General features: G+C 53.4%; 24 protein-coding genes. 14 read left to right on the top strand and 10 right to left on the bottom strand.

Going from position 1 to position 24,058, the window contains the following annotated elements:
* Window positions 1-3: 3 nt before the first annotated feature.
* The 9 genes from murD to lpxC all read left to right on the top strand — a co-directional run bounded on the left by murD (window position 4) and on the right by lpxC (window position 10,189).
* Window positions 4-1,329: a UDP-N-acetylmuramoyl-L-alanine--D-glutamate ligase gene (murD, locus tag WKJ04_RS09390; protein ID WP_337880190.1), complete on the top strand. Its 1,326-nt coding sequence runs from the start codon at window positions 4-6 to the stop codon at window positions 1,327-1,329.
* Window positions 1,326-2,525, top strand: a complete 1,200-nt coding sequence (gene ftsW, locus WKJ04_RS09385) for a cell division protein FtsW (protein WP_337880189.1) — start codon at window positions 1,326-1,328, stop codon at window positions 2,523-2,525. The genes murD and ftsW overlap by 4 nt, the downstream gene beginning before the upstream one ends.
* Window positions 2,518-3,594 (top strand): undecaprenyldiphospho-muramoylpentapeptide beta-N-acetylglucosaminyltransferase, encoded by a 1,077-nt coding sequence (murG, locus tag WKJ04_RS09380; RefSeq protein WP_337880188.1) that lies wholly within the window; start codon window positions 2,518-2,520, stop codon window positions 3,592-3,594. Before ftsW ends, murG begins: the two co-directional genes overlap by 8 nt.
* Complete coding sequence (gene murC / locus WKJ04_RS09375) at window positions 3,591-5,039, top strand: UDP-N-acetylmuramate--L-alanine ligase (RefSeq protein WP_337880187.1); 1,449 nt, start codon at window positions 3,591-3,593, stop codon at window positions 5,037-5,039. The genes murG and murC overlap by 4 nt, the downstream gene beginning before the upstream one ends.
* Window positions 5,040-5,042: 3 nt before the next feature.
* Complete coding sequence (locus tag WKJ04_RS09370; RefSeq protein WP_337880186.1) at window positions 5,043-5,957, top strand: D-alanine--D-alanine ligase; 915 nt, start codon at window positions 5,043-5,045, stop codon at window positions 5,955-5,957.
* Window positions 5,954-6,730, top strand: coding sequence for a cell division protein FtsQ/DivIB (locus tag WKJ04_RS09365; protein ID WP_337841353.1), 777 nt, complete (start codon window positions 5,954-5,956; stop codon window positions 6,728-6,730). The genes WKJ04_RS09370 and WKJ04_RS09365 overlap by 4 nt, the downstream gene beginning before the upstream one ends.
* Entirely contained in the window at window positions 6,708-7,943 is a 1,236-nt protein-coding gene (ftsA, locus tag WKJ04_RS09360; protein WP_337841352.1) for a cell division protein FtsA, read from the top strand. The genes WKJ04_RS09365 and ftsA overlap by 23 nt, the downstream gene beginning before the upstream one ends.
* Before the next feature lie 66 nt (window positions 7,944-8,009).
* Entirely contained in the window at window positions 8,010-9,185 is a 1,176-nt protein-coding gene (gene ftsZ, locus WKJ04_RS09355; RefSeq protein ID WP_337841351.1) for a cell division protein FtsZ, read from the top strand.
* A gap of 92 nt (window positions 9,186-9,277) precedes the next feature.
* Window positions 9,278-10,189 carry a UDP-3-O-acyl-N-acetylglucosamine deacetylase gene (gene lpxC, locus WKJ04_RS09350; protein WP_337880185.1) on the top strand — a complete coding sequence of 304 codons (912 nt, stop codon included), beginning with the start codon at window positions 9,278-9,280 and terminating at the stop codon, window positions 10,187-10,189.
* 6 nt (window positions 10,190-10,195) lie between these two features.
* On the opposite strand, the gene WKJ04_RS09345 is transcribed toward lpxC, so the two are convergent.
* Window positions 10,196-10,669 carry a DciA family protein gene (locus tag WKJ04_RS09345; RefSeq protein WP_337880184.1) on the bottom strand — a complete coding sequence of 158 codons (474 nt, stop codon included), beginning with the start codon at window positions 10,667-10,669 and terminating at the stop codon, window positions 10,196-10,198.
* A 29-nt stretch (window positions 10,670-10,698) separates the two neighbouring features.
* Here WKJ04_RS09345 and WKJ04_RS09340 point away from each other — a divergent pair, with 29 nt between their 5' ends.
* The 3 genes from WKJ04_RS09340 to mutT are packed head-to-tail and all read left to right on the top strand — an operon-like array spanning window position 10,699 to window position 14,777.
* On the top strand, window positions 10,699-11,613 hold the full coding sequence (locus WKJ04_RS09340; RefSeq protein WP_337841348.1) for a peptidoglycan DD-metalloendopeptidase family protein: 915 nt from the start codon (window positions 10,699-10,701) through the stop codon (window positions 11,611-11,613).
* Between the two features lie 51 nt (window positions 11,614-11,664).
* The gene (gene secA / locus WKJ04_RS09335; protein ID WP_337880183.1) at window positions 11,665-14,376 is read left to right on the top strand and encodes a preprotein translocase subunit SecA; all 2,712 of its coding nucleotides are present in this window, start codon (window positions 11,665-11,667) and stop codon (window positions 14,374-14,376) included.
* Window positions 14,376-14,777: an 8-oxo-dGTP diphosphatase MutT gene (gene mutT / locus WKJ04_RS09330; protein ID WP_337880182.1), complete on the top strand. Its 402-nt coding sequence runs from the start codon at window positions 14,376-14,378 to the stop codon at window positions 14,775-14,777. The genes secA and mutT overlap by 1 nt, the downstream gene beginning before the upstream one ends.
* Before the next feature lie 48 nt (window positions 14,778-14,825).
* Here mutT and yacG read toward each other — a convergent pair whose 3' ends face one another.
* The 9 genes from yacG to WKJ04_RS09285 form a co-directional block, all read right to left on the bottom strand.
* The gene (gene yacG / locus WKJ04_RS09325) at window positions 14,826-15,059 is read right to left on the bottom strand and encodes a DNA gyrase inhibitor YacG (protein WP_337880181.1); all 234 of its coding nucleotides are present in this window, start codon (window positions 15,057-15,059) and stop codon (window positions 14,826-14,828) included.
* Window positions 15,060-15,103: 44 nt separating this feature from the next.
* Entirely contained in the window at window positions 15,104-15,850 is a 747-nt protein-coding gene (zapD, locus tag WKJ04_RS09320) for a cell division protein ZapD (protein ID WP_337880180.1), read from the bottom strand.
* A 44-nt stretch (window positions 15,851-15,894) separates the two neighbouring features.
* Window positions 15,895-16,512 carry a dephospho-CoA kinase gene (coaE, locus tag WKJ04_RS09315; RefSeq protein ID WP_337880179.1) on the bottom strand — a complete coding sequence of 206 codons (618 nt, stop codon included), beginning with the start codon at window positions 16,510-16,512 and terminating at the stop codon, window positions 15,895-15,897.
* Window positions 16,509-17,378, bottom strand: coding sequence for an A24 family peptidase (locus WKJ04_RS09310; RefSeq protein WP_337880178.1), 870 nt, complete (start codon window positions 17,376-17,378; stop codon window positions 16,509-16,511). The genes coaE and WKJ04_RS09310 overlap by 4 nt, the downstream gene beginning before the upstream one ends.
* An 11-nt stretch (window positions 17,379-17,389) precedes the next feature.
* A complete protein-coding gene (locus tag WKJ04_RS09305; protein ID WP_337880177.1) occupies window positions 17,390-18,610 on the bottom strand; it encodes a type II secretion system F family protein in 1,221 nt (406 codons plus the stop codon).
* A 15-nt stretch (window positions 18,611-18,625) separates the two neighbouring features.
* Window positions 18,626-20,323 (bottom strand): type IV-A pilus assembly ATPase PilB, encoded by a 1,698-nt coding sequence (gene pilB, locus WKJ04_RS09300; RefSeq protein ID WP_337841340.1) that lies wholly within the window; start codon window positions 20,321-20,323, stop codon window positions 18,626-18,628.
* Between the two features lie 72 nt (window positions 20,324-20,395).
* Entirely contained in the window at window positions 20,396-20,773 is a 378-nt protein-coding gene (locus WKJ04_RS09295) for a prepilin-type N-terminal cleavage/methylation domain-containing protein (protein WP_337841339.1), read from the bottom strand.
* Between the two features lie 196 nt (window positions 20,774-20,969).
* Entirely contained in the window at window positions 20,970-21,845 is an 876-nt protein-coding gene (gene nadC, locus WKJ04_RS09290; RefSeq protein ID WP_337880176.1) for a carboxylating nicotinate-nucleotide diphosphorylase, read from the bottom strand.
* Between the two features lie 34 nt (window positions 21,846-21,879).
* Window positions 21,880-22,401: a TIGR02281 family clan AA aspartic protease gene (locus WKJ04_RS09285; RefSeq protein WP_337880175.1), complete on the bottom strand. Its 522-nt coding sequence runs from the start codon at window positions 22,399-22,401 to the stop codon at window positions 21,880-21,882.
* A 65-nt stretch (window positions 22,402-22,466) separates the two neighbouring features.
* Between WKJ04_RS09285 and ampD the strand changes: the two genes are divergently transcribed.
* Window positions 22,467-23,006, top strand: coding sequence for a 1,6-anhydro-N-acetylmuramyl-L-alanine amidase AmpD (gene ampD, locus WKJ04_RS09280; RefSeq protein WP_337841337.1), 540 nt, complete (start codon window positions 22,467-22,469; stop codon window positions 23,004-23,006).
* Window positions 23,003-23,956, top strand: coding sequence for a beta-lactamase regulator AmpE (gene ampE, locus WKJ04_RS09275; protein ID WP_337880174.1), 954 nt, complete (start codon window positions 23,003-23,005; stop codon window positions 23,954-23,956). The genes ampD and ampE overlap by 4 nt, the downstream gene beginning before the upstream one ends.
* Window positions 23,957-24,058 lie beyond the last annotated feature (102 nt).

Below are 24,058 nucleotides of genomic sequence, written 5' to 3'. Positions count from 1 at the left end.
AGCATGAGCACGAAATTGTTTCAGTCAAAACGTGTTGCGGTGATTGGACTGGGCCTGTCAGGTCTGGCCACAGTGCGCTATTTACTGAAACAAGGCGTTAAACCTGTGCTGATGGACACCCGTTTAAAAGTCGCTGGTCTGGAGCAGGTGCCCGCCGATAAGGTTGACGGCATTTATTTAGGGGAGCTGGATGCCAACCGGTTGGCACAGATGGATGTGCTGGTGGTGAGCCCGGGTCTGGACCCGAAACACCCGGCGATTCGTTTTGCCCTGGCGCAAGGGGTTCAGCTGATTGGCGATGTGGAGCTGTTTGCACTTGCTACTACCAAACCCGTGCTGGCCATTACCGGCGCCAATGGTAAATCCACCGTTACTAAACTGACCGAATTTATGCTGCAGTGCTCTGGTGTGCATGCGCTGGCGGCCGGCAATATAGGTTTGCCTATTCTGGATGCACTGAGCGCAGATGCAGAGGTTTTTGTGCTGGAGCTGTCCAGTTTCCAGCTTGACACCACCTGGTCATTGCACAGCAAAGCCGCCTGTATTTTAAATGTCACCGAAGATCATATGGACCGCTACGGCACCATGGCAGCTTATGCGGCGTCCAAACAGCGGGTTTATCAGGGCACCCAACTGGCGGTGGCCAATCAGGCAGACCCACTGACCTGGTGCCAGTCCAACACAGCGCAATTGCAGCTGAGCCTGAACGGTGCCGACTATGGCGTTGTGCAGCAGCAGGGCGATGCCTGGCTGGTGATTGACGGCGAGCCCTTAATGCCAGTACGTGAGATGACGCTGGTGGGCAGCCATAACCAGTTTAACGCGCTGGTCAGTTGTGTACTGGCGTTGCAGGCCGGCGCCAGCCGCGAAGGGCTTATTCAGGCGCTGCGTACTTTTGACGCATTGCCACACCGCTGCCAGCTGGTGGCGGACCACAACGAGGTGCGTTGGGTCAATGACAGCAAAGCCACCAATGTTGGTGCAACGCTGGCGGCCATTGCCGGTTTACGTGCCCAGGTGACGGGCAAGCTGATGCTGATTGCCGGTGGCGATGGCAAAGGTGCAGATTTCAGCGAGCTGGCGCAGGTGCTGAACAGTCAGGTGGATGTGGTGATTACCCTGGGTCAGGACGGTCCGGCTATTGCGGCTCTGGTGCCAAAGGCGCAGCAGGTAAAAGACTTAATGGCGGCCGTGAAAGCTGCGGCTGCTCAGGCGCAGCCAGGTGATCTGGTGTTGTTGTCTCCAGCCTGTGCCAGTTTGGATATGTTTAAGAATTACGAGGACCGCGGTGAGCAGTTTGCCCAGGCGGTACAGAAGGTGTGGTTATGATGCAACGTGTTTTGCAGTTCATGCCATCACCCACTGCCTGGTTCAGCAACTGGTGGCGCCGTGATGAAATCAACAGTTACGACCGCTTGTTCCTGACCTTGCTGGTGCTGGTGCTTTGTGTGGGCCTGATTATGGTGACCAGCGCCTCAGTACCGGTGGCTGAACGCCTTTATGGTAACCCGCTGTATTTTACCCTGCGCCATCTGGTGTATCTGGCAGCAGGCTTTGGCGCTGCTTATGTGGTGCTGAATGTGCCTGTGTCCTGGTGGCACAATACCAATTTGTTGTTGCTGATGTTTGCAGTGATTTCGTTGATTGCGGTGTTGTTGCTTGGCCGCAATGTAAATGGGGCCACCCGTTGGTTGGCATTAGGCCCCATCAATATTCAGGCGGCAGAACCGGCCAAGCTGTTTTTCTTTGTCTACCTGTCCAGTTACCTGGTGCGCCGGCATGAAGAAGTGCGGGAGAACTTAAAAGGTTTTGTGAAGCCGCTGATTATCCTGTTTATTCTGGCGGTGTTGTTGTTGATGCAGCCCGACCTGGGGACAGTGATTGTGATGTTTGCCACTTCGGTGGTGCTGCTGTTTTTAGCCGGCGCCAAACTCTGGCAGTTTTTTGCGCTGATCTTTACCGGTCTGGCCGCTATTGGTGTGCTGATTGTGTACAGCGAATACCGCTGGCGCCGGGTCACGGCTTTTCTCGACCCTTGGGCCGACCCCTTTGGCAGTGGTTATCAGCTGACTCAATCCCTGATGGCGTTTGGCCGCGGCAGCTGGTTTGGTCAGGGCCTGGGCAACAGTGTGCAAAAACTCGAATACCTGCCGGAAGCCCACACCGATTTTATCTTTGCGGTCATTGCCGAAGAAACCGGACTGGTCGGAGTGATGCTGGTGCTGAGCCTGCTGTTTATGCTGGTCTGCCGTGCCTTATGGATGGGTAACAAAGCGCTGAACAAAGGCATGAGCTTTCATGGTTTTCTGGCCTATGCGCTGGCAATTTGGATTGTGTTTCAGACCTGCGTCAATGTCGGGGTGGCCAGCGGCCTGTTGCCAACCAAAGGCCTGACGCTGCCTTTTATCAGTTATGGCGGCAGTAGTTTGATCATTATGTGTATGGCGGCAGCCTTATTGCTGCGTATTGATTTTGAAGTGCGGCTCAAAGGCCGCCAGGCGATTGGCGGAGCTCCACATGGCTAAGGTGGCTTTGGTGATGGCTGGGGGCACAGGCGGGCATATTTTTCCGGCCAAAGCAGTGGCGGATCTGTTGCAGGCGGAAGGCTGGATTGTGCACTGGCTGGGCACAGCCGACCGGATGGAAGCGAAGCTGGTGCCGGGTTTTGGTTATGAATTTCACAGCATTGCGGTCGCAGGTTTACGGGGGAAAGGCCTGAAATCCTTGCTGAAAGCGCCGCTGATGTTATGGCGCTCCGTGGCGCAGGCGCGCTCTTTAGTGCGTCAGCTGAAGCCACAACTGGTGCTGGGTTTTGGTGGATATGCCAGTGGCCCCGGCGGGCTGGCGGCTTATCTGGCGGGCATTCCGCTCTTGGTGCATGAACAAAATGCGGTGGCCGGGACCACCAATAAGCTGTTGGCGAAACTGGCCACCAAGGTGCTGGTGGCCTTTCCACAAGCGCTGGCGGGCTTAGGCCAGGGGCTTGTGGTTGGTAACCCGGTACGCCAGGAAGTGGTGGCGCTGGCAGCCCAAGCCAAAGCAGCACAACAGGCGCTGCGGGTGCTGGTGGTTGGTGGCAGTTTAGGGGCTCAGGTATTTAACCAGCAGTTGCCCGGCCAGTTTGCACAACTCGCCGCTTTGGGTGAGCTGGAGATCTGGCACCAGACAGGTCAGGCCAATTTGCCGCAGGTGCAGCAGGCTTATCAGCAACTGGGGTTAGCGGCCCGGGTGGAGGCCTTTATTGACGATATGGCGGGTGCTTACCACTGGGCCGATCTGGTGGTGTGCCGCGCCGGTGCTTTGACTGTGTCTGAGCTGGCCTGTGCCGGTCTGCCGGCGGTCTTTGTGCCGCTGCCATCGGCCATTGACGACCACCAGACCGCAAACGCCAATTATCTGGTGCAACAGCAGGGCGCTGTACTGCTGAAACAAAACGACTTAATCCAGGGCGCTTTGGTGCCTCTGCTGCAGCCCTGGCTGCAGGACAAAACAGTGCTGGTGCGGATGGGGCAACAGGCCCGCCGTGCCGCCACAGATGATGCGGCAGAACAAGTAGTCAGAGTCTGCCGTGAGTTAGCAGGTAACACGAAATGAGCACGACAACACAACAAAAGAAATTAGCCATGCGCCGGGTTGAGCGCATCCACTTTGTCGGCATAGGTGGCGCCGGTATGGGTGGTATTGCCGAAGTGTTACTGAATGAAGGCTATAAAGTGTCGGGTTCAGATATTTCCAGCAATCCGGTGGTTGAGCGTTTAACCGCGTTGGGCGCACAGATTTTTATTGGTCATGCCGCTGACAATATTCAGGGGGCCAGTGTGGTGGTGGTCTCCAGCGCCATTAAAACCGATAACCCCGAAGTGGCCACAGCGCTGGAACAACGTATTCCGCTGGTGCGCCGCGCTGAGATGCTGGCTGAGCTGATGCGCTTCCGTCATGGGATTGCCATTGCCGGTACCCATGGCAAAACCACCACCACCAGCCTGATTGCTTCCATTTTTGCCGAGGCCGGTACAGACCCGACTTTTGTGATTGGGGGTTTGCTGAATTCGGCCGGCACCAATGCCCGTCTGGGCTCAGGCCGATACCTGATTGCGGAAGCAGATGAAAGCGATGCGTCTTTCCTGCATTTGCAGCCAATGGCGTCGGTCATTACCAATATTGAACCCGACCATATGGACACTTACCAGGGCGATTTTGAAAAGATGAAATCGACCTATCTGGAGTTCTGCCACAACCTGCCGTTTTACGGCGCTGTGGTGGTCTGTATCGATGACCCTGTGGTGCGTGAACTGATCCCGCAGATTGGCCGGGTGGTTATTACTTACGGTTTTAGCGAAGACGCTGATTATGTGCTGAGCCACTTCAGCCAGACCGGCACCCAAAGCCGCTTTGAGATTAAAGACCCCCAAGGTCAGCTGCACAGCATTGAACTGAACCTGGCGGGCCGCCACAACGCGCTGAATGCCACAGCTGCTTTTGCGGTGGCGACAGACGAAGGCATCCGCAAAGAGGCCATTCTGGCCGCGCTGCGTAAATTTGAAGGCATTGGCCGTCGCTTCCAGCAATACGGCGAGTTCGACACCGGCCGGGGCAAAGTGCTGCTGGTCGATGATTATGGTCATCACCCCAGTGAAGTGGCGGTCACGCTGGCGGCTGCCCGCAGTGCCTGGCCAGAACGCCGTCTGGTGATGGCGTACCAGCCTCACAGGTACAGCCGCACCCGTGATTTATACGAAGACTTTACCAAAGTGCTGTCGGGGGTGGATGTGCTGTTGCTGCTGGAAGTGTACTCCGCCGGTGAAACCGCCATTCCTGGGGCCGATAGCCGCAGCCTGTGCCGCTCTATCCGTGCCCGGGGTCAGATCGACCCAGTGTATGTGGCTGGCCCGGCCGATTTACCGGCCGCTTTGGCTGACGTGTTGCAGGACGGTGATGTGGTGCTGACCCAAGGGGCCGGCAATATAGGTGCTCTGGCCAAACAGCTGGCGGCGCTTGAGCTGAAAATTTCTGCATTAAAACCAAACGAAGGAGCTTGAAGTATGAGCAACAAATTTGGCAAAGTGGCTGTGTTGTTTGGTGGACATTCCGCAGAGCGTGAAGTGTCACTGCGCTCTGGTGCTGCCGTTCTGGCGGCATTGCAAAAACAAGGTATTGATGCACACGCCTTTGACCCGAAAAACCAGGCGCTGACAGAACTGCTGTCGGCTGGGTTTGACCGGGTCTTTATCGTATTACACGGCCGTGGCGGCGAAGATGGCACCATGCAGGGTGCACTGGAGCTGCTGGGCTTGCCTTACACAGGTTCCCGCGTTTTAGGTTCTGCACTGGCAATGGATAAAATCCGCTGCAAATGGTTATTCCAGGCGCAGGGCTTACCGACAGCACCCTTTCGGGTCGCTAAAGCGGGCAGCCAGCCGGATCACGCCGCTATGCTGGCAGAACTGAACGGCAAAGTGATGGTGAAACCGGCCAACGAAGGCTCCAGCATTGGCATGAGTGCGGCCAGCACCGCAGCCGAGTTGCAGCAGGCGCTGGACACCGCTTTTGCCTACGACTCCGATGTGCTGGTGGAGCAGTGGATCCAGGGCCGTGAATTTACCGTGTCTGTGCTCAATGGCAAAGCGTTGCCCGTGGTCGAAATGCGCACGCCCCGCTCTTTTTACGATTACGAAGCCAAATACAAATCCGACAGCACCCAGTATCTGTGCCCGGCGCCTTTGACCAATGAGCAGACCGCATTGTTGCAGCAGGCGGCAGTTGACGCCTTCCAGGCCGTGGGAGCTTCAGGCTGGGGCCGGGTGGACGCCATGCTGGACGAAGAGGGGCATTTCTACCTGCTGGAAGTGAACACAGTGCCTGGCATGACGGAGAAATCGCTGGTGCCTATGGCGGCCAAAGCGGCAGGGTTGAGTTTTGAACAGCTCGTGGTTGAGATTTTAGAACAGACATTATGAAAAAAACGCAGCTGACAATCTGGCAACGCATCGACAAGCCCTACTGGGCGGGTGTGCTGTTTTTTTGTCTCTGCCTCTGGCTGGTCAGCTGGATGGCGATGCAGATCTGGGCCTGGCGTCAGGATCAGAACAGTGCGCCTATTCAGCAGATCCGGCTTTATGGTGAATTCGCCCATATTCAGGCCGAAGGGCTGAATCAGAAACTGCAGCAGCAGTATCTGGGCAATTTTTTTAACTTGAACGTGGATCAGGTGCAGTTGTTCCTGCAACAACAACCTTGGGTCGCTCAGGCAGCCGTGCGCAAACAATGGCCTGATACCCTGGTGGTGGTGGTGACGGAGCATAAACCAGTGGCGATATGGAATGATCATGCACTACTCAATCAACAAGGTCAGATCTTTGTCGCACCGGTGAATGAGCTGAAAGAGCCATTGCCTCTGTTGCAGGGGCCGGATGGCTCAGAGCAGGATGCCCTGGCCATGTTCAACAATTTAAATCAGATGCTTAAAGTGCATCAGCATCAGGCCAAAGGCCTGAAAGTGACTGCCCGCCAGGCCTGGCAGTTGCAGCTGGAGCACGGTTTGTTGCTTACCCTGGGGCGGGAAGATACGGTCAAACGGGTGCAACGTTTTATTGATTTGTACCCACAGATCAGCCAACACAAACCTCTGCCGCTGGCGGAGGTGGATTTGCGTTACGACACCGGCATGGCAGTGCGTTGGGTCGAAGCGCCAGAGACAAGAGAACAAGATGACAAAGTCAGCAGAACGTGACCTGATTGTAGGCCTGGATATAGGCACGGCGCAGGTAAAAGCCTTAGTGGGGGAAATTACCCCGGACAACCAACTGAGTATTGTTGGTGTGGGCACTCATGTGGCCCGTGGTATGGACAAAGGTGGCGTCAACGATTTGAACCTGGTGGTGCAGTCGGTACGTCGTGCTGTCGAAGAAGCCGAGTTAATGGCGGATTGCCGGGTATCGTCCGTGTACCTGGGCATTACCGGTAAACATATTCGCTGCCAGAACGAAAGTGGCATGGTGCCTATTAATGACGCTGAGGTCACAGCTGAAGATGTCACCAATGTGATCCATGCCGCCAAGTCGGTGCCTATTTCGGCCGAACGACGCATGCTGCATGTGTTGCCACAGGAGTTCTCTGTGGATATGCAGGAAGGTATTAAAAGCCCTATTGGCATGTCCGGCGTGCGGATGGAAGCCAAGGCGCATATCATCACCTGCGCCAACGACATGGCAAAAAACATTGAAAAATGTGCCGAACGCTGTGATTTGCATGTAGACCAGCTGATTTTCAGCTCGCTGGCGTCCAGCTATGCAGTGCTGACAGAAGATGAAAAAGAGCTGGGGGTTTGTGTGGTCGACGTGGGGGGCGGCACCATCGACATCTCCATTTTTACCAATGGTGCATTACGCCACACCGCGGTGATCCCGGTGGCAGGCAACCAGGTGACCAGTGACATTGCAAAAATATTCCGCACCCCTATAGGCCATGCAGAAGAGATTAAAGTGCAGTACGCCTGTGCACTGCGCAGCATGGTCGGTAAAGAAGAAAACATTGAAGTACCCAGTGTCGGCGGTCGTCCGGCCCGCAGTATGTCACGCCACACCCTGGCAGAAGTGGTGGAACCCCGGTACCAGGAACTGTTTGAACTGGTGCTGGATGAGATCCGCAAATCCGGTCTGGAAGAACAGATTGCGGCTGGCATCGTATTAACAGGTGGCACGGCCAAGATGGAAGGGGCTGTGGAGTTTGCCGAAGACATTTTTCAGATGCCAGTGCGCCTGGGATACCCCATTGGCATTACCGGCCTGAAAGAGTATGTGGCCGACCCGGCGTATGCCAGTGTCGTTGGCCTGCTGATTTACGGCAAAGACATGAAAAACCAGCTGAAAAAATCTGTGGCTTCGCGGGAGAGCATGGGCTCGATGATGAAGCGGCTGACCAGCTGGTTTAAAGGTGAATTTTAATTTTTGAGTAAGCGTAACAGAAAAAGCGTCACTGCTTTTAGGCGTAACAAAACGGAGAGAGAAGCTATGTTTGAGTTAATGGAAAACCACAGCGAAGAAGCTGTTATTAAAGTGATTGGGGTTGGCGGTGGCGGCGGTAACGCCGTCGAATACATGGTCGCCAGCAATATCGAAGGTGTGGAGTTTGTTGCTGCAAACACCGACGCGCAGGCGCTGCGTAATTCGTCTGCTCACCTGACGCTGCAGTTAGGTGCCAATGTGACTAAAGGCTTAGGTGCCGGTGCCAACCCGGAAGTGGGTCGCAAGTCAGCCGAAGAAGACCGTGAAACCATCAAAAAGACGTTGGCCGGGGCCGACATGGTGTTTATCGCTGCCGGTATGGGGGGCGGGACTGGTACTGGTGCAGCGCCTATCGTTGCAGAAGTGGCCCGTGAAATGGGTATCCTGACGGTGGCTGTGGTGACCAAGCCCTTCCCGTTCGAAGGCAAAAAACGTTCGACTTACGCCGACGAAGGCATCAGCGAACTGGCGAAACATGTCGACTCCCTGATCACCATTCCAAACGACAAGCTGCTCAAAGTGCTGGGCAAAGGCACCAGTCTGCTGGATGCCTTCAAAGCCGCGAACAACGTGTTGTTAGGTGCTGTGCAGGGGATTGCTGAACTGATCACCCGTCCTGGTCTGATTAACGTGGACTTTGCTGACGTCCGTACTGTGATGTCAGAAATGGGGACTGCAATGATGGGCACTGGCCGTGCTTCAGGCCCGGACCGTGCTGAGGAAGCGGCAGAGCAGGCCATTTCCAGCCCACTGCTGGAAGATATCGATCTGTCCGGTGCCAAAGGTATTCTGGTGAATATCACTGCGGGTCTGGATATCAGTATCGAAGAGTTCGAAACTGTTGGTAATGCAGTCAAAGCCTTTGCCTCTGAAAATGCCACCGTAGTTGTCGGTGCTGTGATTGACCCGGATATGTCTGACGAGCTGCGTGTCACAGTGGTTGCTACAGGTATTGGTGCAGAGCGTAAAGCGGACATTACGCTGGTGCAGAGCCACCGTGAACCGGCCCGTTCAGCGCACGTTTATGGCAATGCGGGTACAACCTACCAGGGTAATGCCGCACGCGAGCTGGCTCCTGCTGCGATGGAAATGCCAATGACAGCCACCAAACCAGTGGCGGAAAAACAAGCGAATATCGATATTTTTGATATTCCGGCATTCCTGCGTAAGCAGGCAGACTAAGGCCTGCACAGGCTCTAAGTTGGCAGAATGGATAGGCTGTGGTATGCTGCGCCACCATTTTGACATGTTCAAAATTTGAACAGGAAGAAATTATGATTAAACAACGTACCATTACAAAAACGGTAAGTTCGGTCGGTGTCGGCCTGCACAAAGGGGAAAAGGTTACGCTTACTCTCCGGCCTGCCCCTGACAACACAGGTATTGTGTTCCGTCGTGTGGACCTCGATCCGGTCGTGGATTTTCCGGTGCGCCCAGAATTAGTGGGTGACACTGTCATGTGTACCTGTTTGATCAATGAAGAAGGTGTGCGCCTGTCGACCACAGAACACCTGATGGCCGCTATCGCCGGTCTTGGCATCGACAATCTGCTGATTGAAGTCGATGCGCCGGAAATTCCTATTATGGACGGTAGCGCCAATCCTTTTGTCTATCTGTTACTGCAGGCAGGCATCAGCGCTCAGAAAAAAGCGAAAAAGTTTATTCGTATCAAACAGAAAGTACGGGTAGACGATGGTGATAAATGGGCCGAGTTCGTGCCTCACCATGGGTTCCGCCTGGACTTTGCTATCGATTTTGACCACCCGGTGATTTCGGAAAGCCGTCAGCATGTGCAGATGGAGTTTTCGGCCGCCAGCTTTATCAAAGACATCAGCCGTGCCCGTACCTTTGGGTTTATCCAGGAAGTGGAGTACCTGCGCGCCAATAAACTGGCGTTGGGCGGCAGTATGGATAACGTGGTGGTACTGGACGAGTTCCGGGTGATGAATCCGGACGGTCTGCGTTATGACGATGAGTTCGTGAAACACAAAATTCTCGATGCCATCGGCGATTTATATATGGCCGGTTACAGCATTCTGGGTGAATTCCGCGCCTACAAAACAGGCCATGCACTGAACAACCTGTTGCTGAACGCCGTGCTGGCCGACGAAGCCAATTACGAGTTTGTCACCTTCGAACAGGAAGCTGACCTGCCTATCTCTTACCTGGCGCCTTCTCTGGCCTAGGCTGGATCAGTTTGTGGTGGAGCGGCGTTGTGCCAGCTCCGCCAGCTTCTGCAGTTTCTCTTTCAGTTTCCCGTCCATAGTGTCTGCTGCCGCCAGCAGATAATCTGCTGCCTGCTCTGAGATTTTCGGTAGATCTTTTTGTGGTACAGGCGCAGGCTTTTCATACTGCAATTGCAGGTTGGGCGAGACTTCAATATCAATACCCGCCAATTCAGGCAGGATTTTCTGACGAAAATTGGCTAGAATGGCGTCCCTTTGCATTTTCAGCCGGGTGGCCCAGGCAGGTGACTGGCATAAAATCATCAGCCGGCCTGCTTTGATGGTACTGATTTTGCAAAAAGCAGACTGTTCCAGTTGCAAGAACCGGATTAATTCGGTATTAAGTTGGCGCAACAATTGTGTGTGCTGGGCTGAACGGGCCAAAGAGTTCTGTTCCAAAAGCTGATGCAAAGCGACAGGTTTAGTGCTGTAACGCGCCATGGTCTGACAAAAATTCGAATTGAGGTTGCATGAGTGTAACAGTTTTCTATCGTGGCCGACATCGGCACTTCAGCTTTGGCAGTACGCCATGGCAGCTGACAGTGTCGGCCGTTATGCTGTTTTGTATAGCCGCAGGCGCAGGAGCTGCTTTTTCTAATTTATTCCAGCAAGGCAATGCAGAATTAGAAAAAGTACGTTTAAGCCGGGCTGCTGAAACCGAAGAAATTGCCGATATCCGCCGTCGTGCTGAAAACCAGCTGGCCGCGTTGACTGCCAAAGTCGCCACACTGCAGGCGCAAGTGAACCGGCTGAATATGGTCGGTGAGCGCCTGATTGATGCGGCGAATTTACCGACTGAAGAATTCAATCTGCACAGTGCGCCTGCGATGGGCGGGCCGTCCCAGACCTCCACGGAGATCAGTCTGGCGGAGCTTAATGCGGTGTTATTGCAGCTCAATGAGCTGGAGCAAAACCTGCAGTCTGAACAAACCCGCTTTGCGATGCTTGAATCTTTGGATCTGAATCACCAGATCGGAAAAAGCGTTGCCTTGTCAGGCCGGCCTGTACTGAGCGGTTATTTATCCTCAAGCTTTGGGGTGCGTAGTGATCCCTTCAGTGGTGAACCTGCTATTCACCGCGGCGTGGACTTCGCCGGTAAAGAGGGCGATGCCATTATGGCGACAGCCGGTGGCATTGTAACCTGGGCCGGTGAGCGTTTTGGTTATGGTTTAATGGTGGAGATAGAACACAGTGATGGCTATCGCACCCGTTATGCCCATGCCAAAGCAGTCACAGTACAAATAGGTCAGGTGGTCAGCAAAGGGGAGCAGGTGGCAGAGATGGGCAATACAGGCCGCTCTACCGGGCCCCATGTGCATTACGAAGTGTTAAAGAATGGCCAGCAAATTGACCCTATGCTGTTTGTCAATCGCCGTATCCAATAAGAAAAAGACCTGCGCCAGTGCAGGTTTCAACCTATGAAGTGGTAACAACTGATGTTCGCAAAACTTTTTACCAAGATGTTTGGTAGCCGCAATGATCGTTTCCTGAAAAAGCTGGGAAAGCATGTCGATCTGATTAACAGCCTTGAGCCTACATTTGCGGCTTTGTCTGATGACGAACTGAAGCAAAAAACAGCAGAATTTAAGCAGCGCTTTGCTGACGGCGCCACGCTGGACGAGTTATTGCCTGAAGCTTTTGCCACAGTGCGTGAGGCCAGCAAACGGGTATTCGGCATGCGGCATTTCGATGTGCAGCTGATTGGCGGTATGGTGCTGCATCAGGGCAAAATCTCCGAAATGCGTACAGGGGAAGGTAAAACCCTGACGGCAACTTTACCGGCTTATCTGAATGCGTTGAGTGGTCAGTCAGTGCATGTGATTACCGTCAACGATTACTTAGCCAAACGGGATGCACAAACCAATGCGCCGCTGTTCGGTTTTCTCGGGCTGAGTGTTGGTGTCAACGTGCCTGGTATGGGCCACTACGAAAAACAGCAGGCTTATCAGGCCGACATTACCTACGGCACCAACAATGAATTTGGTTTCGACTATCTGCGCGACAATATGGCGTTTTCGGCACCAGAGCGGGTGCAGCGTCGTCTGGCCTACGCCATTATCGACGAAGTGGACTCCATTCTGATCGACGAAGCCCGTACGCCGCTGATTATCTCCGGTCAGGCGGAAGACAGCTCTGAGCTGTACCGGGTGATCAATACTGTGGTGCCTAAGCTGCAGAAGCAGGAAAAAGAAGACGAAGAAGGCGAAATGGGGGATGGCCATTTCACCATCGATGAAAAGGCCAAACAGATTTATCTGACCGAACGGGGTCAGATCCAGGTCGAAGAGATGCTGACCGAGCTGAAGCTGATCCAGCCCGGTGATTCCCTGTATTCCGCCAGCAATATCACCTTGTTGCACCATGTCTATGCCGCTTTGCGGGCCCATAACCTGTTCCGTAAAGACGTCGACTATGTGATCAAAGATGGTGAGATTGTCATCGTTGACGAGCACACAGGCCGCACCATGGAAGGCCGTCGCTGGTCTGAAGGTCTGCATCAGGCGATTGAAGCCAAAGAAGGGGTGCGCATTAATCACGAAAACCAGACACTGGCGTCTATCACCTTCCAGAATTATTTCCGGATGTATGACAAGCTGGCTGGTATGACAGGTACAGCTGACACTGAAGCTTTTGAGTTTCAACAAATCTATGGCTTGGAAACCATTGTGATTCCAACCAACAGACCGATGATCCGTAAGGATATGGCGGACCTGGTGTATCTGACGGCGGAAGAGAAATACAACGCCATTATCAAAGATATTGAAGAGACCCGTGCAGCCGGCCGCCCAGTGCTGGTGGGGACAGCGTCGATAGAAACCTCTGAATACCTGTCATCTTTACTGCATAAAGCCAAAATCCCGCATCAGGTACTGAATGCCAAGTTTCACGCCAACGAAGCGCAGATTATTGCCCAGGCGGGTATTCCAGGAACTGTGACCATTGCCACCAACATGGCTGGTCGTGGTACCGACATTGTGTTGGGTGGTAATTTACAGGCTGCTATTGCGGCTTTGGGTGAAAACCCGACTGAAGCACAGGTTGCACAGGCCAAAGCCGAATGGCAACAGCGCCATGATGCCGTTATTGCAGCGGGTGGTTTACATATTATCGGTACTGAGCGTCATGAATCACGCCGCATTGACAACCAGTTGCGCGGTCGTGCCGGCCGTCAGGGGGATCCGGGCGTCAGCCGTTTCTATCTGTCGCTGGACGATGCACTGATGCGTATTTTTGCTTCAGACCGTATGGCGGGCATGATGCGTAAACTGGGTATGCAACCTGGCGAAGCCATTGAACACCCTTGGGTCAGCCGTGCTATTGAAAATGCGCAGCGTAAAGTGGAAGCCCGTAACTTTGATATCCGGAAGCAATTGCTTGAGTTCGATGATGTAGCCAACGACCAGCGTAAAGTGGTGTACGAGCAGCGCAACGAGCTGATGGATGCCAGCGATGTATCGGACACCATCAAAGCCATCCGTCACGACGTGGTAGACGCGGTGATCAGCCAGTACATTCCGCCTCAGTCGTTGGATGAAATGTGGGATGTGCCTGGTCTGGAAGCCCGTCTGCGTGCTGACTTCGCCATCGATATGCCGGTGGCCAAATGGCTGGCTGACGATAAAAAACTCTTTGAAGAACAACTGCGTGAACGTATTCAGGATGTTGTTGAAAAAGCCTATGAGCTGAAAGAGCAGATGGTGGGTGAATCTGTGATGCGTCAGTTCGAAAAATCGGTGATGTTGCAGAGTCTGGACACGCACTGGAAAGAGCATCTGGCGGCTATGGATCATCTGCGTCAGGGCATTAATCTGCGTGGTTACGCGCAGAAGAACCCGAAGCAGGAATACAAGCGTGAAGCCTTTGAACTGTTTTCAACCATGTTGGATCAGTTAAAACTGGACGTCATTGGGGTATTGTCCCGGGTGCAAATCCGTGCTGCCGAAGACGTCGATGCTGTGGAAGAACAACGTCGTCAGGCAGAAAGCACACAGGTGCAGTATCAGCATGACGAAGCCGAGCCGGTGGCCTCGGATGCACCTGAACAGAAAGCGCCTGTGTTCCGTGAAAGTGAGAAGATTGGCCGTAACGACCCATGCCCTTGTGGTTCAGGGAAAAAGTACAAAGCCTGTCACGGTAAGTTGGTCTGATGACAAAAGTAGTGCATGTGGCTGTTGGCATTATTTTGCGCCAACAGCAGGTGTTGCTGGCTCTGCGGCCTGACAAGCTGCATCAGGGCGGGCGTTGGGAGTTTCCGGGCGGTAAAGTGGAAGCGGGTGAAAGCACAGCGCAGGCTTTGGCCCGCGAGCTGGCTGAAGAGGTGGCATTGCAGGTGCACAGCAGCACGCCCTGGTTTGACCTGACCTACGATTACCCGGAAAAAACAGTCCGGCTGGATATCCATCTGGTGCAGGACTTCAGCGGGGAAGCACAAGGGCTGGAAGGGCAGCCGGTGCGTTGGGTGCCGCTGTCTGAGCTGGGGCAGTACCAGTTTCCGGATGCCAACCAACCCATCCTCGACAAATTGCTTGCAGAATTTGGCCGCTTATAAGCGGCTTTTTTCTATCCGCCTGTGCTATACAGCCGCCATCTGCGGCAATCAGTCTTTAAAAAACTGATTCTCCTGCTCAGCAAATAACTCATCTAACTCAGTCAGTTGCGCTTCAGTCAACGGTTGATCCTGCAGGCTTTTGTCGGCAATACGATGTTCTTCTGCGGCCCAGGCGCCCAAGTCAATCAAGCGGCAACGCTCAGAGCAAAAAGGTCGGAACAGGGCTTCGGGTCCCCAGACGACATCCGTCTGGCAGGTAGGGCATTTTACTAAAGTGGCCATCTGGCGCTCCTGTGCTGTTAACAGGTGGCAGTGTAACGAAAGCCTCAGCAGCAGGCCAGTTCGAAACTGACGTTTTTGTCGATGGTGGTGCGTCCCAGCGCGTCACAAAGCTGCATAAAACGAATGGCATAGCGGTATTTATTACCACTGATGGTGGGGTAACAGCCAGCCTGGCTGTCGTACTGAATGCGCAGTAATTCAAATTGTTCGGTGTTGTTTTGCATAAAACCGTTCTCAGCCACCAGGCTGTGGAACTGGCCCCGTTCACGGAGAAAGCTCAGTACATAGGTGATGGCCGATTCGACCAGCCGCAATTGGTCCAGCCAGTCATTGGCCTGTTGCTGGCGGATGCGGTGTGCTTGCTCAGACCAGTACTGCAATTGAGGCAAATCAAAAGGGCAGGTGCCGCCGGGAATAAAAAAACGTTGGCGCAGCGGAGAGAGAAATTTATCTTCTTTCAGGCAATTAGCAAATTTACTGCCTCGCAGTAACTCGCTTTGCAACCGTACCGCCTTTTGCAGCACTTGCTGCAAAGCATCGTCGGAGATTTGCGGATGGCGTGACCAGTTGACGAGTGAGGCTTCACAGCGCTCGATGTCCTTGATCAGATCCGGCCGCACATCGTTGCGGTCCAGTACTTCAATCAGCGCGAAGAGTGCAGTGAAAAAACCTTGTTGTTGCCACTGAGTTTCTAAAGGCAAAAACTGCTTCACCTGGGCAAACAGGTACTCAACCCGCAGGTAAGTCCGGACCTTTTCGTTCAACGGATGTTCGTACAGTACAGCAGCCATAGCAGAAACATTTGTTAACAATGTGCATTACCATAAACCTAAGTTCAGGCTTTGGCTAGTTTTTCCTCAGCAAGCTGACGATAGAGTTCATCCAGCCGTCTTACCCTCTGTTCGACCAGCCGCAGGCTCTGATGGTTATCTATTAATTGGTCGGCCAGTTCCCGACGTTGGGCCCTGCTGTATTGACTGGCCAGAATGCTGCGTACCTGCTGCTCGCTGACCTGGTCGCGTTGCACAGTACGCTCTATTTGCACCTGCTCCGGAACATCAACGACCAGAACTTGGTCGCAGTACTGCTGCAAACCATTTTCCAGCAATAAAGGGGCCGTCAGAATGGCGTAAACCGACTGGCATTGGGCCAGCTGCTGCAGCAGCTGTTGTCTGATCAGCGGGTGTAGCAGCTGATTCAGCCAGGCTTTTGCTTCCGGGTTGGCAAAAATAATGTCGCGCAACGCTGCCCGATCCAACAGACCTTCTGCTGTCTGCAACCGGGCTCCAAAGTGGTCGATAATTTGCTGCAGCGCTGGCTGGCCTGGTTCAACCACCTGACGGGCAATCAGATCGGCATCGACAGTCTGAATGCCTAACTGCTGAAAGAAACACTCCACTGTGCTTTTACCACTGCCAATGCCACCGGTCAGGCCGACAATAAACTGACTCATAAGCCCAGGCTCGCCAGATACCAGTGGTTGATCTGTTCGCCCCACAACATGGCAATGACACCGGCTGCCGCAATATAAGGGCCAAAAGGAATGGGGGTTGCTTTGTCCTTGCCTTGCACCAAAAGCAGCATGGAGCCCACTACAGCACCGACCAAAGCGGAAAATAAAATAATCTGCGGCAATAAGGCCCAGCCCAAACCAGCGCCAAGCAACGCCAGCAGTTTAAAGTCACCGTACCCCATCCCCTCTTTGCCGGTGGCCAGTTTAAATAGCCAGTACACGGACCAGAGGCTCAGGTACCCAAACACAGCCCCAAGTAATGCATCCGCTACGGGAATAGTCCAGCCTGCAACAGCGCAAAGCAACATCAGCCATAACAAAGGTTGGCTGATCTGGTCCGGTAACAGCATTTTATCCAGGTCGATAAAGGTTAAAGCAATCAAGCCCCAGCTCAGCACCAGATACACCAGGCAGGTGAGGGTGACACCAAAATGTGCGGCCAATGCCACCGACAACAGCGCCGTAAACAACTCCACCAGTGGATAACGCGCGCTGATGCTGGCACCGCAATAACGGCAACGGCCTTTCAGGCTCAGATAACTCAGCAGCGGAATATTGTCTTTGGCGGCCAGCGGATGCTCGCAGTGCGGGCAGCTGGAACCAGGCACGGCCAGATTAAAACGTTTGGTCTGTGCTGGCTGATCGGGTTGAAAGTACGCCTGATAGTCCCGTTGCCATTCGAGTTCCAGCATTTTCGGCAGACGGTAAATCACCACATTCAGAAAACTGCCGACCATCAGGCTGAACAGGAATACCAAAGGTAAAAACACCCAATCAGACTGTTGCATGGCCTGCAACAACGGCATAAAAAAATCCATTACACAATACTGCCCAGTTGGAAAATCGGAAGGTACATTGCCACGATAAGGCCGCCTATTAAGACACCTAATACCGCCATAATCAAGGGCTCCAACAAGGAAGTGAGGCCGTCGACAGCATCGTCCACTTCCTGTTCGTAAATCGTTGCCACTTTCGCCAGCATGCTATCTAAGGCGCCGGATTCTTCCCCAATGGCCACCATTTGATTCAGCATTTCCGGAAAGGCCTGAGTGGTTTTCATCGCCATATTCATCTGGTTGCCTGCAGCCACCTCTTCCCGCACCGTCAGGATAGCGGCACGGTATTTTTCATTGCCTGAGGCTCCTGCTGCAGATTCCAATGCTTCAATCAACGGCACTCCGGCTGCAAAGGTCGTCGACAGGGTGCGGGCATAGCGCGCCACTGCGGCTTTGTTCAGTATGGAGCCTATGACCGGTAGTTTCAGCATGGCGTGGTCGGCGCCTATTTTAAACTGCAGGTTGTTTTTGTACGCCTTGCCGTAGGCCCAGATGAGCGCCATCACCACACCCAATGCGACGTACCAATAGGCCTGCATCCACTCGGATATACCCAGTACGAACAGGGTAAAAGCCGGTAATTCGGCCCCCATGCTGCCGAAAATTTGCGCAAACTGAGGCACGACAAAAATCAGCAGTATGGAGGTCACAATGACAGCCACGACAACCACGGCTATAGGGTAAAACATGGCTTTTTTAATTTTGGACTTCAGCGCTTCCGCTTTCTCTTTATAGAGCGCAATGCGGTCAAAAATCCGGTCCAGTGCACCGGATTGTTCGCCAGATTTCACCAGGTCACAGAAGAGTTCGTCGAAGTAATCTTTATGCTCTCTGAGCACTTCTGACAAGGGGGTGCCGCCTTGTACCCTGGACGATATTTTTAGCATCAACTGACGTAAGGTTTCATTGCTGGCGCCATTGGCAATTAAATCCAGGCTTTGCACCAATGGCACACCAGCGCCCAGCATTGTGGCAATTTGCCGGGTGACGACTGCAATATCTGCCGACCCCACTTTCGGCTGACCAATCATAATAGGTTTGGCTTTTTTCTTCACCGCAGTTGGGTTAATGCCCTGACGGATTAATTGCTGGCGCGCGTCAGCGATGGAGCCTGCTTTCAGTTCACCGCTGATTTTCTGGCCGCGTCGGTTCAGACCTTTCCAGCTAAAGGTGTCCAGCTCTTTGAGTTTAGGTTGCGCCATGCGTCAGTGTTCCCGTCAGAGGTTGGTGACCCGGTTCACTTCAGCCAGGCTGGTCAGGCCGGCTGCGGCTTTTTTCAGCGCACTCTGGCGCAGACTGGCAAACCCTTGTTGGCGGGCCAGTTGGGCTATGTCTAAAGAATTGGCGCCTTGCATAATCTGTTCAGCTATTCCGCTGGTGATGGGCATCACTTCGTAAATACCGACCCGGCCTTTATAGCCACCGGTGCAGTAATCACAGCCCACGGCTTTAAACAGCTTCAGCCCCGCAAGCTGACTGGGCTCAAAGCCTTGTTTTAACGCTTCGTTTTCTGGCAGTTGCTCCGGCGCCTTGCAGTGCGGGCACAAACGTCTGGCCAGGCGCTGAGCGATGATCAGGCTGACCGAGCTTGCCACGTTATAAGCCGGCACCCCCATATTCAGCAGACGGGTCAAGGTCTCAGGTGCGGAGTTGGTGTGCAGTGTGCTCAGCACCAAATGGCCGGTTTGCGCCGCTTTAATAGCGATTTCAGCGGTTTCCAGGTCACGGATTTCACCAACCATAATGACGTCCGGATCCTGACGCAAAAAGGCCTTCAGTGCGGAGGGAAAAGTGAGGCCCGCTTTGGGGTTCACTTGCACCTGATTAATACCAGGCAGGTTGATTTCCACCGGATCTTCAGCGGTGGAAATATTGGTTTGTTCCGTATTGAGAATATTCAGCCCGGTATAGAGCGACACTGTTTTGCCAGAACCTGTTGGGCCTGTGACCAGGATCATGCCTTGTGGTTGTTCCAGAGCCTGTAAATACAGCTGCTTCTGGTCGGCTTCGTAACCCAATACATCAATACCCAGCATGGCACTGTCGGAGTCGAGGATCCGCATCACGATTTTTTCGCCCCATAAAGTCGGCAGGGTACTGACACGAAAATCAATGGATTTTTTTTGCGACAGTTTGAGCTTAATCCGGCCATCCTGCGGCACGCGTTTTTCGGCAATATCCAGCCTGGACATCACTTTCAGTCGGGCAGACAAACGGGTTGACAGTGCCGCTGGTGGAGAGGCCACTTCATGCAAAATACCGTCGATACGAAAGCGGATACGGTAGATCTTTTCATAAGGCTCAAAATGCAGATCGGAGGCACCTTTACGCACAGCGTCATGCAGCATCTTGTTAATAAAGCTGATGATGGGCTGGTCTTCGCTGTCGCTGCCAACGGTTTTGTGTTCCTCGTCCTCAGGCCCTGTTAAACCCAGTTTGGCCAGGTCCCACTCTGTATTGGAAAAACTATCGGTACTGGTGGTTTCAAACAGCTGCTCAATGGCTCTGTGTAACTTATCAAACTCCACCACTACCAGTTCTGCATTGAGGCCGGTATTGAACTCAAAGTCTTCCACCGGCGCCATATCTGTGGGGTCCGCCACAGCCAGAAATAATGTTTTGTGGCGTCGTGCCAAAGGCAGTATCTGGTGTTTACGGATTAGTTTTTCATTACGGACCGCTTCAGGAATAGCGTTGAGATCAAAAAAATCCAGGTCCAGACTGCTGTGCAGGGTATAAGCTGCAGCCGATTCGGCCAATGCTTTGGCACTGATTAGTTTTTCCTGCACCAACAGCTCCACCAGGCTTTGGTAGTGGTGGGACTTTTCCTGCAGCAGTTTTTGCAGCAGCTGTAAATCCAGCAGCTGAGACTGTTGTAGACGTTTGACCAGTACTGACTGTGTATTCAGAGCCATTCTGTCCGACCAGAAAGGAAAACCGGCATCAAGATAAAAACGGCCCCTGTGGGCCGTTTTCAGATGTAGTGCTTAACCTGCAGTGCAACCCTGAATGGGCACAGCGCCATCGCCACTGAGGGTACAAGCCCAGGTGATGCTTTCGCCGGCATTGGCCGGAGCTGTGGGGGTTAAGGTTGCGGTAATACCATCATAGTCCATCGACAATACGCCCGCATCGGTACAATCCGGAATCGCAGTGCCTGCAGAATCTGTGCATCCCAAAGTACCAGTGGTCGCAAATGCCTCTGCTACTTTGATCTTCTGACCACCCAAAGATGCGACCGCATTAGAAGCACGGGCGCGGGCAGTGTAGTCCTGATAAGCAGGTAAAGCTATTGCGGCCAAAATACCGATAATGGCAACAACAATCATCAGTTCAATAAGGGTAAAGCCTTGATTTCTTTTCATGAAACTTCTCCTGAAAGTCCTGTCCACTGAAGAACAGTCTAAGTGTGGTAAAAATTTGTTATTCCGCAAGTCCAGGGGCCTGCTTTTGCTAAATTGAAAAGAAAACAAAGGATTAGGGCGTATTGAGCCGATTCGTCTGGAAGCCGGCTGGAGAGAGGTGAGGCAGGGCGACCCAGGTCGCCCTCAGAACAAATCTTCACAGCGAACGCAGCCGCATGGACAGATCGATGGCCTGGACATGTTTGGTCAAAGCACCGCTGGAAATATAATCCACACCGGTGGCTGCCAGCGCACGCAGGGCTTCGGCAGTGATGTTGCCTGACACTTCCAGTTTGGCCTGGCCTTTATTCAGACTGACGGCCTGCTGGATATCGGCCACATGCAGGTTGTCCAGCATAATAATGTCGGCACCGGCCTGCAGTGCCTGTTCAAACTCAATCAGATCTTCGACTTCCACTTCAACGGCTTTACCGGGAAAGTTCAGGCGGGCGTTTTCGACTGCCTTTTTAATGGAACCGGCGGCGGCAATATGGTTTTCTTTGATCAGAAACGCATCAAACAAGCCTAAGCGGTGGTTTTTACCCCCACCACAGGCCACCGCATATTTTTGCGCCAGCCGTAAGCCGGGCAAAGTCTTGCGGGTGTCGAGCAGCTGGGTGTGGCTGCCCTCCAGATGGGCTACGTACAGTGCTGTTGTGGTCGCAGTGCCGCTTAAAGTCTGCACAAAATTTAAGGCAGTGCGTTCACCGGTCAGCAGAACCCGGGCCGGCCCTGTCAGCTCGCACAAGACGGTATTGGCGGTCAGGTGATCACCGTCCTGGGCAAACCATTGCACCTGAACTTGTGGCGATAACTGGGCAAAGACTTGGTCCAGCCAGGCGGCGCCGGCCAGCACACAATCTTCACGGCTGATGATAGTGGCGACAGCCTGCTGCTCAGCCGGGATCAGTGACGCAGTAATATCTCCGCTGAGCGGATCCTGATGGCCTAAATCTTCGGCTAAAGCAGCAGCGACAGAACGTTGGATCTCCAGCTTCAGCTGGTCGGCATAAGGTACAGCAAATAACGTCATAAAGCGGTCCGTTTTTGCACCAGACAAGCTGGTGTCAGTGGCGTTGAATAAGACGGAGTTCGTCTCCCTGTTGGCTGAATTCTAATTGTTTCAGTGCACTCATGCCTAACAAAATATCAGTGCCTGCCAGGCCTGGGCTGATGCTGGCGCGGATATCGGTCAACACAATATCACCCAATTGCAGGCTGCTCAGCCGGCTGTCATAAGCTGTACTGGTGCCGTTGGCCGTGCTGACCGGGTAGGCCCGACCTTTGGGCATGCCCAGGCGCACAGCGGCTTGTTCGGAGACGGCGACCGTTGTGGCGCCTGTATCCAGCATAAATTGCGCTTCGACCCCGTTAAACAAGGCCGTGCCGACATAATGACCGGATGAGTTGCGTTTGAGTACAGTAATTTTTTCACCGGATAGACCCGTCTGGCTTTGCAATTGCTGGTTCGGGTTTATTTGTAACGAAATATAGTCAGCAAAGAACCAATACAGCAGGCCAAGCAGCAATAACCAGCTGATCCAGCTGAATAGCCTGCCGATTTTTGTTGTCCCTTCATGTGCTTGCATTCATTTCTTTTCGCGTTGACAATAAAGCCATAGCTTAACCAATAGCGTGCAACGGGAAAAGGCAGATGTCCGCTGTTCAGATGGTGCAGTACCAAAGCCCGCATTACAACGACAGACCGCAAGGCACAGTTGTGAGTTTACTGGTGATCCATTGCATCAGCTTGCCCGCCGGGAACTTTGGTACGCCTTACATCCATGACCTTTTTATGGGGCAGCTGGATTATGAAGCCGATCCCAGCTTTGCCAGTCTGGCCGGAGTGCAGGTGTCGGCACATCTGGTGATTTTTCGTGATGGTACAGTGCATCAGTACGTGCCTTTTAACAAAAGAGCCTGGCATGCAGGCCAGTCCGAGTTTCAAGGACAAGCAAACTGTAATGACTATTCGATAGGTATAGAACTGGAAGGTACGGAACAGGTGCCTTACACCGAAGCGCAATACCAAAGTTTGATTCAGGTTACTGCTTTATTGTGTCGCTTTTACCCAGGAATTACTGCTGAACGTATTGTCGGACATCAGCAGATTGCACCAGGCCGTAAAACCGACCCAGGCGCCAGTTTTGACTGGGGCAGGTACCTGCAGGCTGTAAAGGAGAACAATATATGACGCTGATCAGTATGCTGATAGCCCTGATAGTGGAACGTCTGGCCGTGCGCAGTGATGCCTGGCAATTCTGGCCCTATGCCCGAAAATACCTCAGATTCAGCCAGAACAGCGGCCTTGCCCGGCTGGCTTCACATCCTCATGGTCAGTACCTTTGGCTGTTATTGCCCGGGCTCTTGTATGCGCTGCTGCTCTGGCTGGTTGACAGCGGCCTGCTGTCGCTGGTTCTCAATACGCTGGTGCTGTTGCTCTGTATTGGCTGTTGGCACTACCGTCAACAATACAAACACTACCTGAACGCGACAGAACGGGGCGACAATGAAGCCGCTTTTCTGACGATGCAGCAAATCGCCAAAGATACGGGGCTGACGGAACAGGAATTAAGTTATGGTCAGCGTCTGGTCTGGCTGAACTTCCGCTACTATGCCGCTGTGTTGTTTTGGTTCGCTTTATTCGGTGGAGCCGGCGCTTTAACTTATGCATTGCTGCGCCAGCTGTCGGAGCCTGTGTTGTGGCAAGACGAGGCAACAGCAGAGGTGGCGGACACCGAACTGGTGACTGTCGAGGAAGGGACTGAAGTTTATCAGGCACAAGATGATGAAACGCCGGAATCTGGAAAACCAGAGCCAGCTTCCGGCTGGCTGCAAGAGCGGCAGCCTTTGCAGCGACTGATGTTTTGGGCTGATTGGTTGCCTGCCCGGATCTTTGGCCTGGGCTTAGCTCTGGTTGGGCATTTCTCGCGGGCTTCGGCTGCATTGATTGGCTTTTTTGCCAATACTCAGGCGCCAGCCAGCACTGTGATTACCACTGTCGCCAAAGCGGCAGAACCATTACCGGAAGACAGCTACAACTGCAGCGAAGAAACGTCCTGCATGGTGCAGCTGTCAAAGCGTAATGTATTGTTTTTTCTAGCTTTAGTTGCTGTTTTGACGCTATCCGGCTGGGTCAGCTGACCACCACTTGATTCTGCTTCACCCAGAAGGCCGATCTCAGATCGGCCTTTTATTTTCAGCCCCTAAACCACCTGCTTCAGCAGGTGGTTATCATCGAAAAGG

The sequence above is a fragment of the Rheinheimera sp. genome (genome assembly GCF_037442345.1).
GTDB lineage: Bacteria > Pseudomonadota > Gammaproteobacteria > Enterobacterales > Alteromonadaceae > Pararheinheimera.
The sequence above is the reverse complement of the archived record's forward strand: the minus strand, read 5'-3'. Positions and strand labels throughout refer to the sequence as shown.

Bases quoted from the DNA above. Each gene is read 5' to 3' on its own strand.
- murD (WP_337880190.1), top strand. From the start codon at position 4: ATGAGCACGAAATTGTTTCAGTCAAAACGTGTTGCGGTGATTGGACTG.
- ftsW (WP_337880189.1), top strand. From the start codon at position 1,326: ATGATGCAACGTGTTTTGCAGTTCATGCCATCACCCACTGCCTGGTTC.
- murG (WP_337880188.1), top strand. From the start codon at position 2,518: ATGGCTAAGGTGGCTTTGGTGATGGCTGGGGGCACAGGCGGGCATATT.
- murC (WP_337880187.1), top strand. From the start codon at position 3,591: ATGAGCACGACAACACAACAAAAGAAATTAGCCATGCGCCGGGTTGAG.
- WKJ04_RS09370 (WP_337880186.1), top strand. From the start codon at position 5,043: ATGAGCAACAAATTTGGCAAAGTGGCTGTGTTGTTTGGTGGACATTCC.
- WKJ04_RS09365 (WP_337841353.1), top strand. From the start codon at position 5,954: ATGAAAAAAACGCAGCTGACAATCTGGCAACGCATCGACAAGCCCTAC.
- ftsA (WP_337841352.1), top strand. From the start codon at position 6,708: ATGACAAAGTCAGCAGAACGTGACCTGATTGTAGGCCTGGATATAGGC.
- ftsZ (WP_337841351.1), top strand. From the start codon at position 8,010: ATGTTTGAGTTAATGGAAAACCACAGCGAAGAAGCTGTTATTAAAGTG.
- lpxC (WP_337880185.1), top strand. From the start codon at position 9,278: ATGATTAAACAACGTACCATTACAAAAACGGTAAGTTCGGTCGGTGTC.
- WKJ04_RS09345 (WP_337880184.1), bottom strand. From the start codon at position 10,669: ATGGCGCGTTACAGCACTAAACCTGTCGCTTTGCATCAGCTTTTGGAA.
- WKJ04_RS09340 (WP_337841348.1), top strand. From the start codon at position 10,699: ATGAGTGTAACAGTTTTCTATCGTGGCCGACATCGGCACTTCAGCTTT.
- secA (WP_337880183.1), top strand. From the start codon at position 11,665: ATGTTCGCAAAACTTTTTACCAAGATGTTTGGTAGCCGCAATGATCGT.
- mutT (WP_337880182.1), top strand. From the start codon at position 14,376: ATGACAAAAGTAGTGCATGTGGCTGTTGGCATTATTTTGCGCCAACAG.
- yacG (WP_337880181.1), bottom strand. From the start codon at position 15,059: ATGGCCACTTTAGTAAAATGCCCTACCTGCCAGACGGATGTCGTCTGG.
- zapD (WP_337880180.1), bottom strand. From the start codon at position 15,850: ATGGCTGCTGTACTGTACGAACATCCGTTGAACGAAAAGGTCCGGACT.
- coaE (WP_337880179.1), bottom strand. From the start codon at position 16,512: ATGAGTCAGTTTATTGTCGGCCTGACCGGTGGCATTGGCAGTGGTAAA.
- WKJ04_RS09310 (WP_337880178.1), bottom strand. From the start codon at position 17,378: ATGCCGTTGTTGCAGGCCATGCAACAGTCTGATTGGGTGTTTTTACCT.
- WKJ04_RS09305 (WP_337880177.1), bottom strand. From the start codon at position 18,610: ATGGCGCAACCTAAACTCAAAGAGCTGGACACCTTTAGCTGGAAAGGT.
- pilB (WP_337841340.1), bottom strand. From the start codon at position 20,323: ATGGCTCTGAATACACAGTCAGTACTGGTCAAACGTCTACAACAGTCT.
- WKJ04_RS09295 (WP_337841339.1), bottom strand. From the start codon at position 20,773: ATGAAAAGAAATCAAGGCTTTACCCTTATTGAACTGATGATTGTTGTT.
- nadC (WP_337880176.1), bottom strand. From the start codon at position 21,845: ATGACGTTATTTGCTGTACCTTATGCCGACCAGCTGAAGCTGGAGATC.
- WKJ04_RS09285 (WP_337880175.1), bottom strand. From the start codon at position 22,401: ATGCAAGCACATGAAGGGACAACAAAAATCGGCAGGCTATTCAGCTGG.
- ampD (WP_337841337.1), top strand. From the start codon at position 22,467: ATGTCCGCTGTTCAGATGGTGCAGTACCAAAGCCCGCATTACAACGAC.
- ampE (WP_337880174.1), top strand. From the start codon at position 23,003: ATGACGCTGATCAGTATGCTGATAGCCCTGATAGTGGAACGTCTGGCC.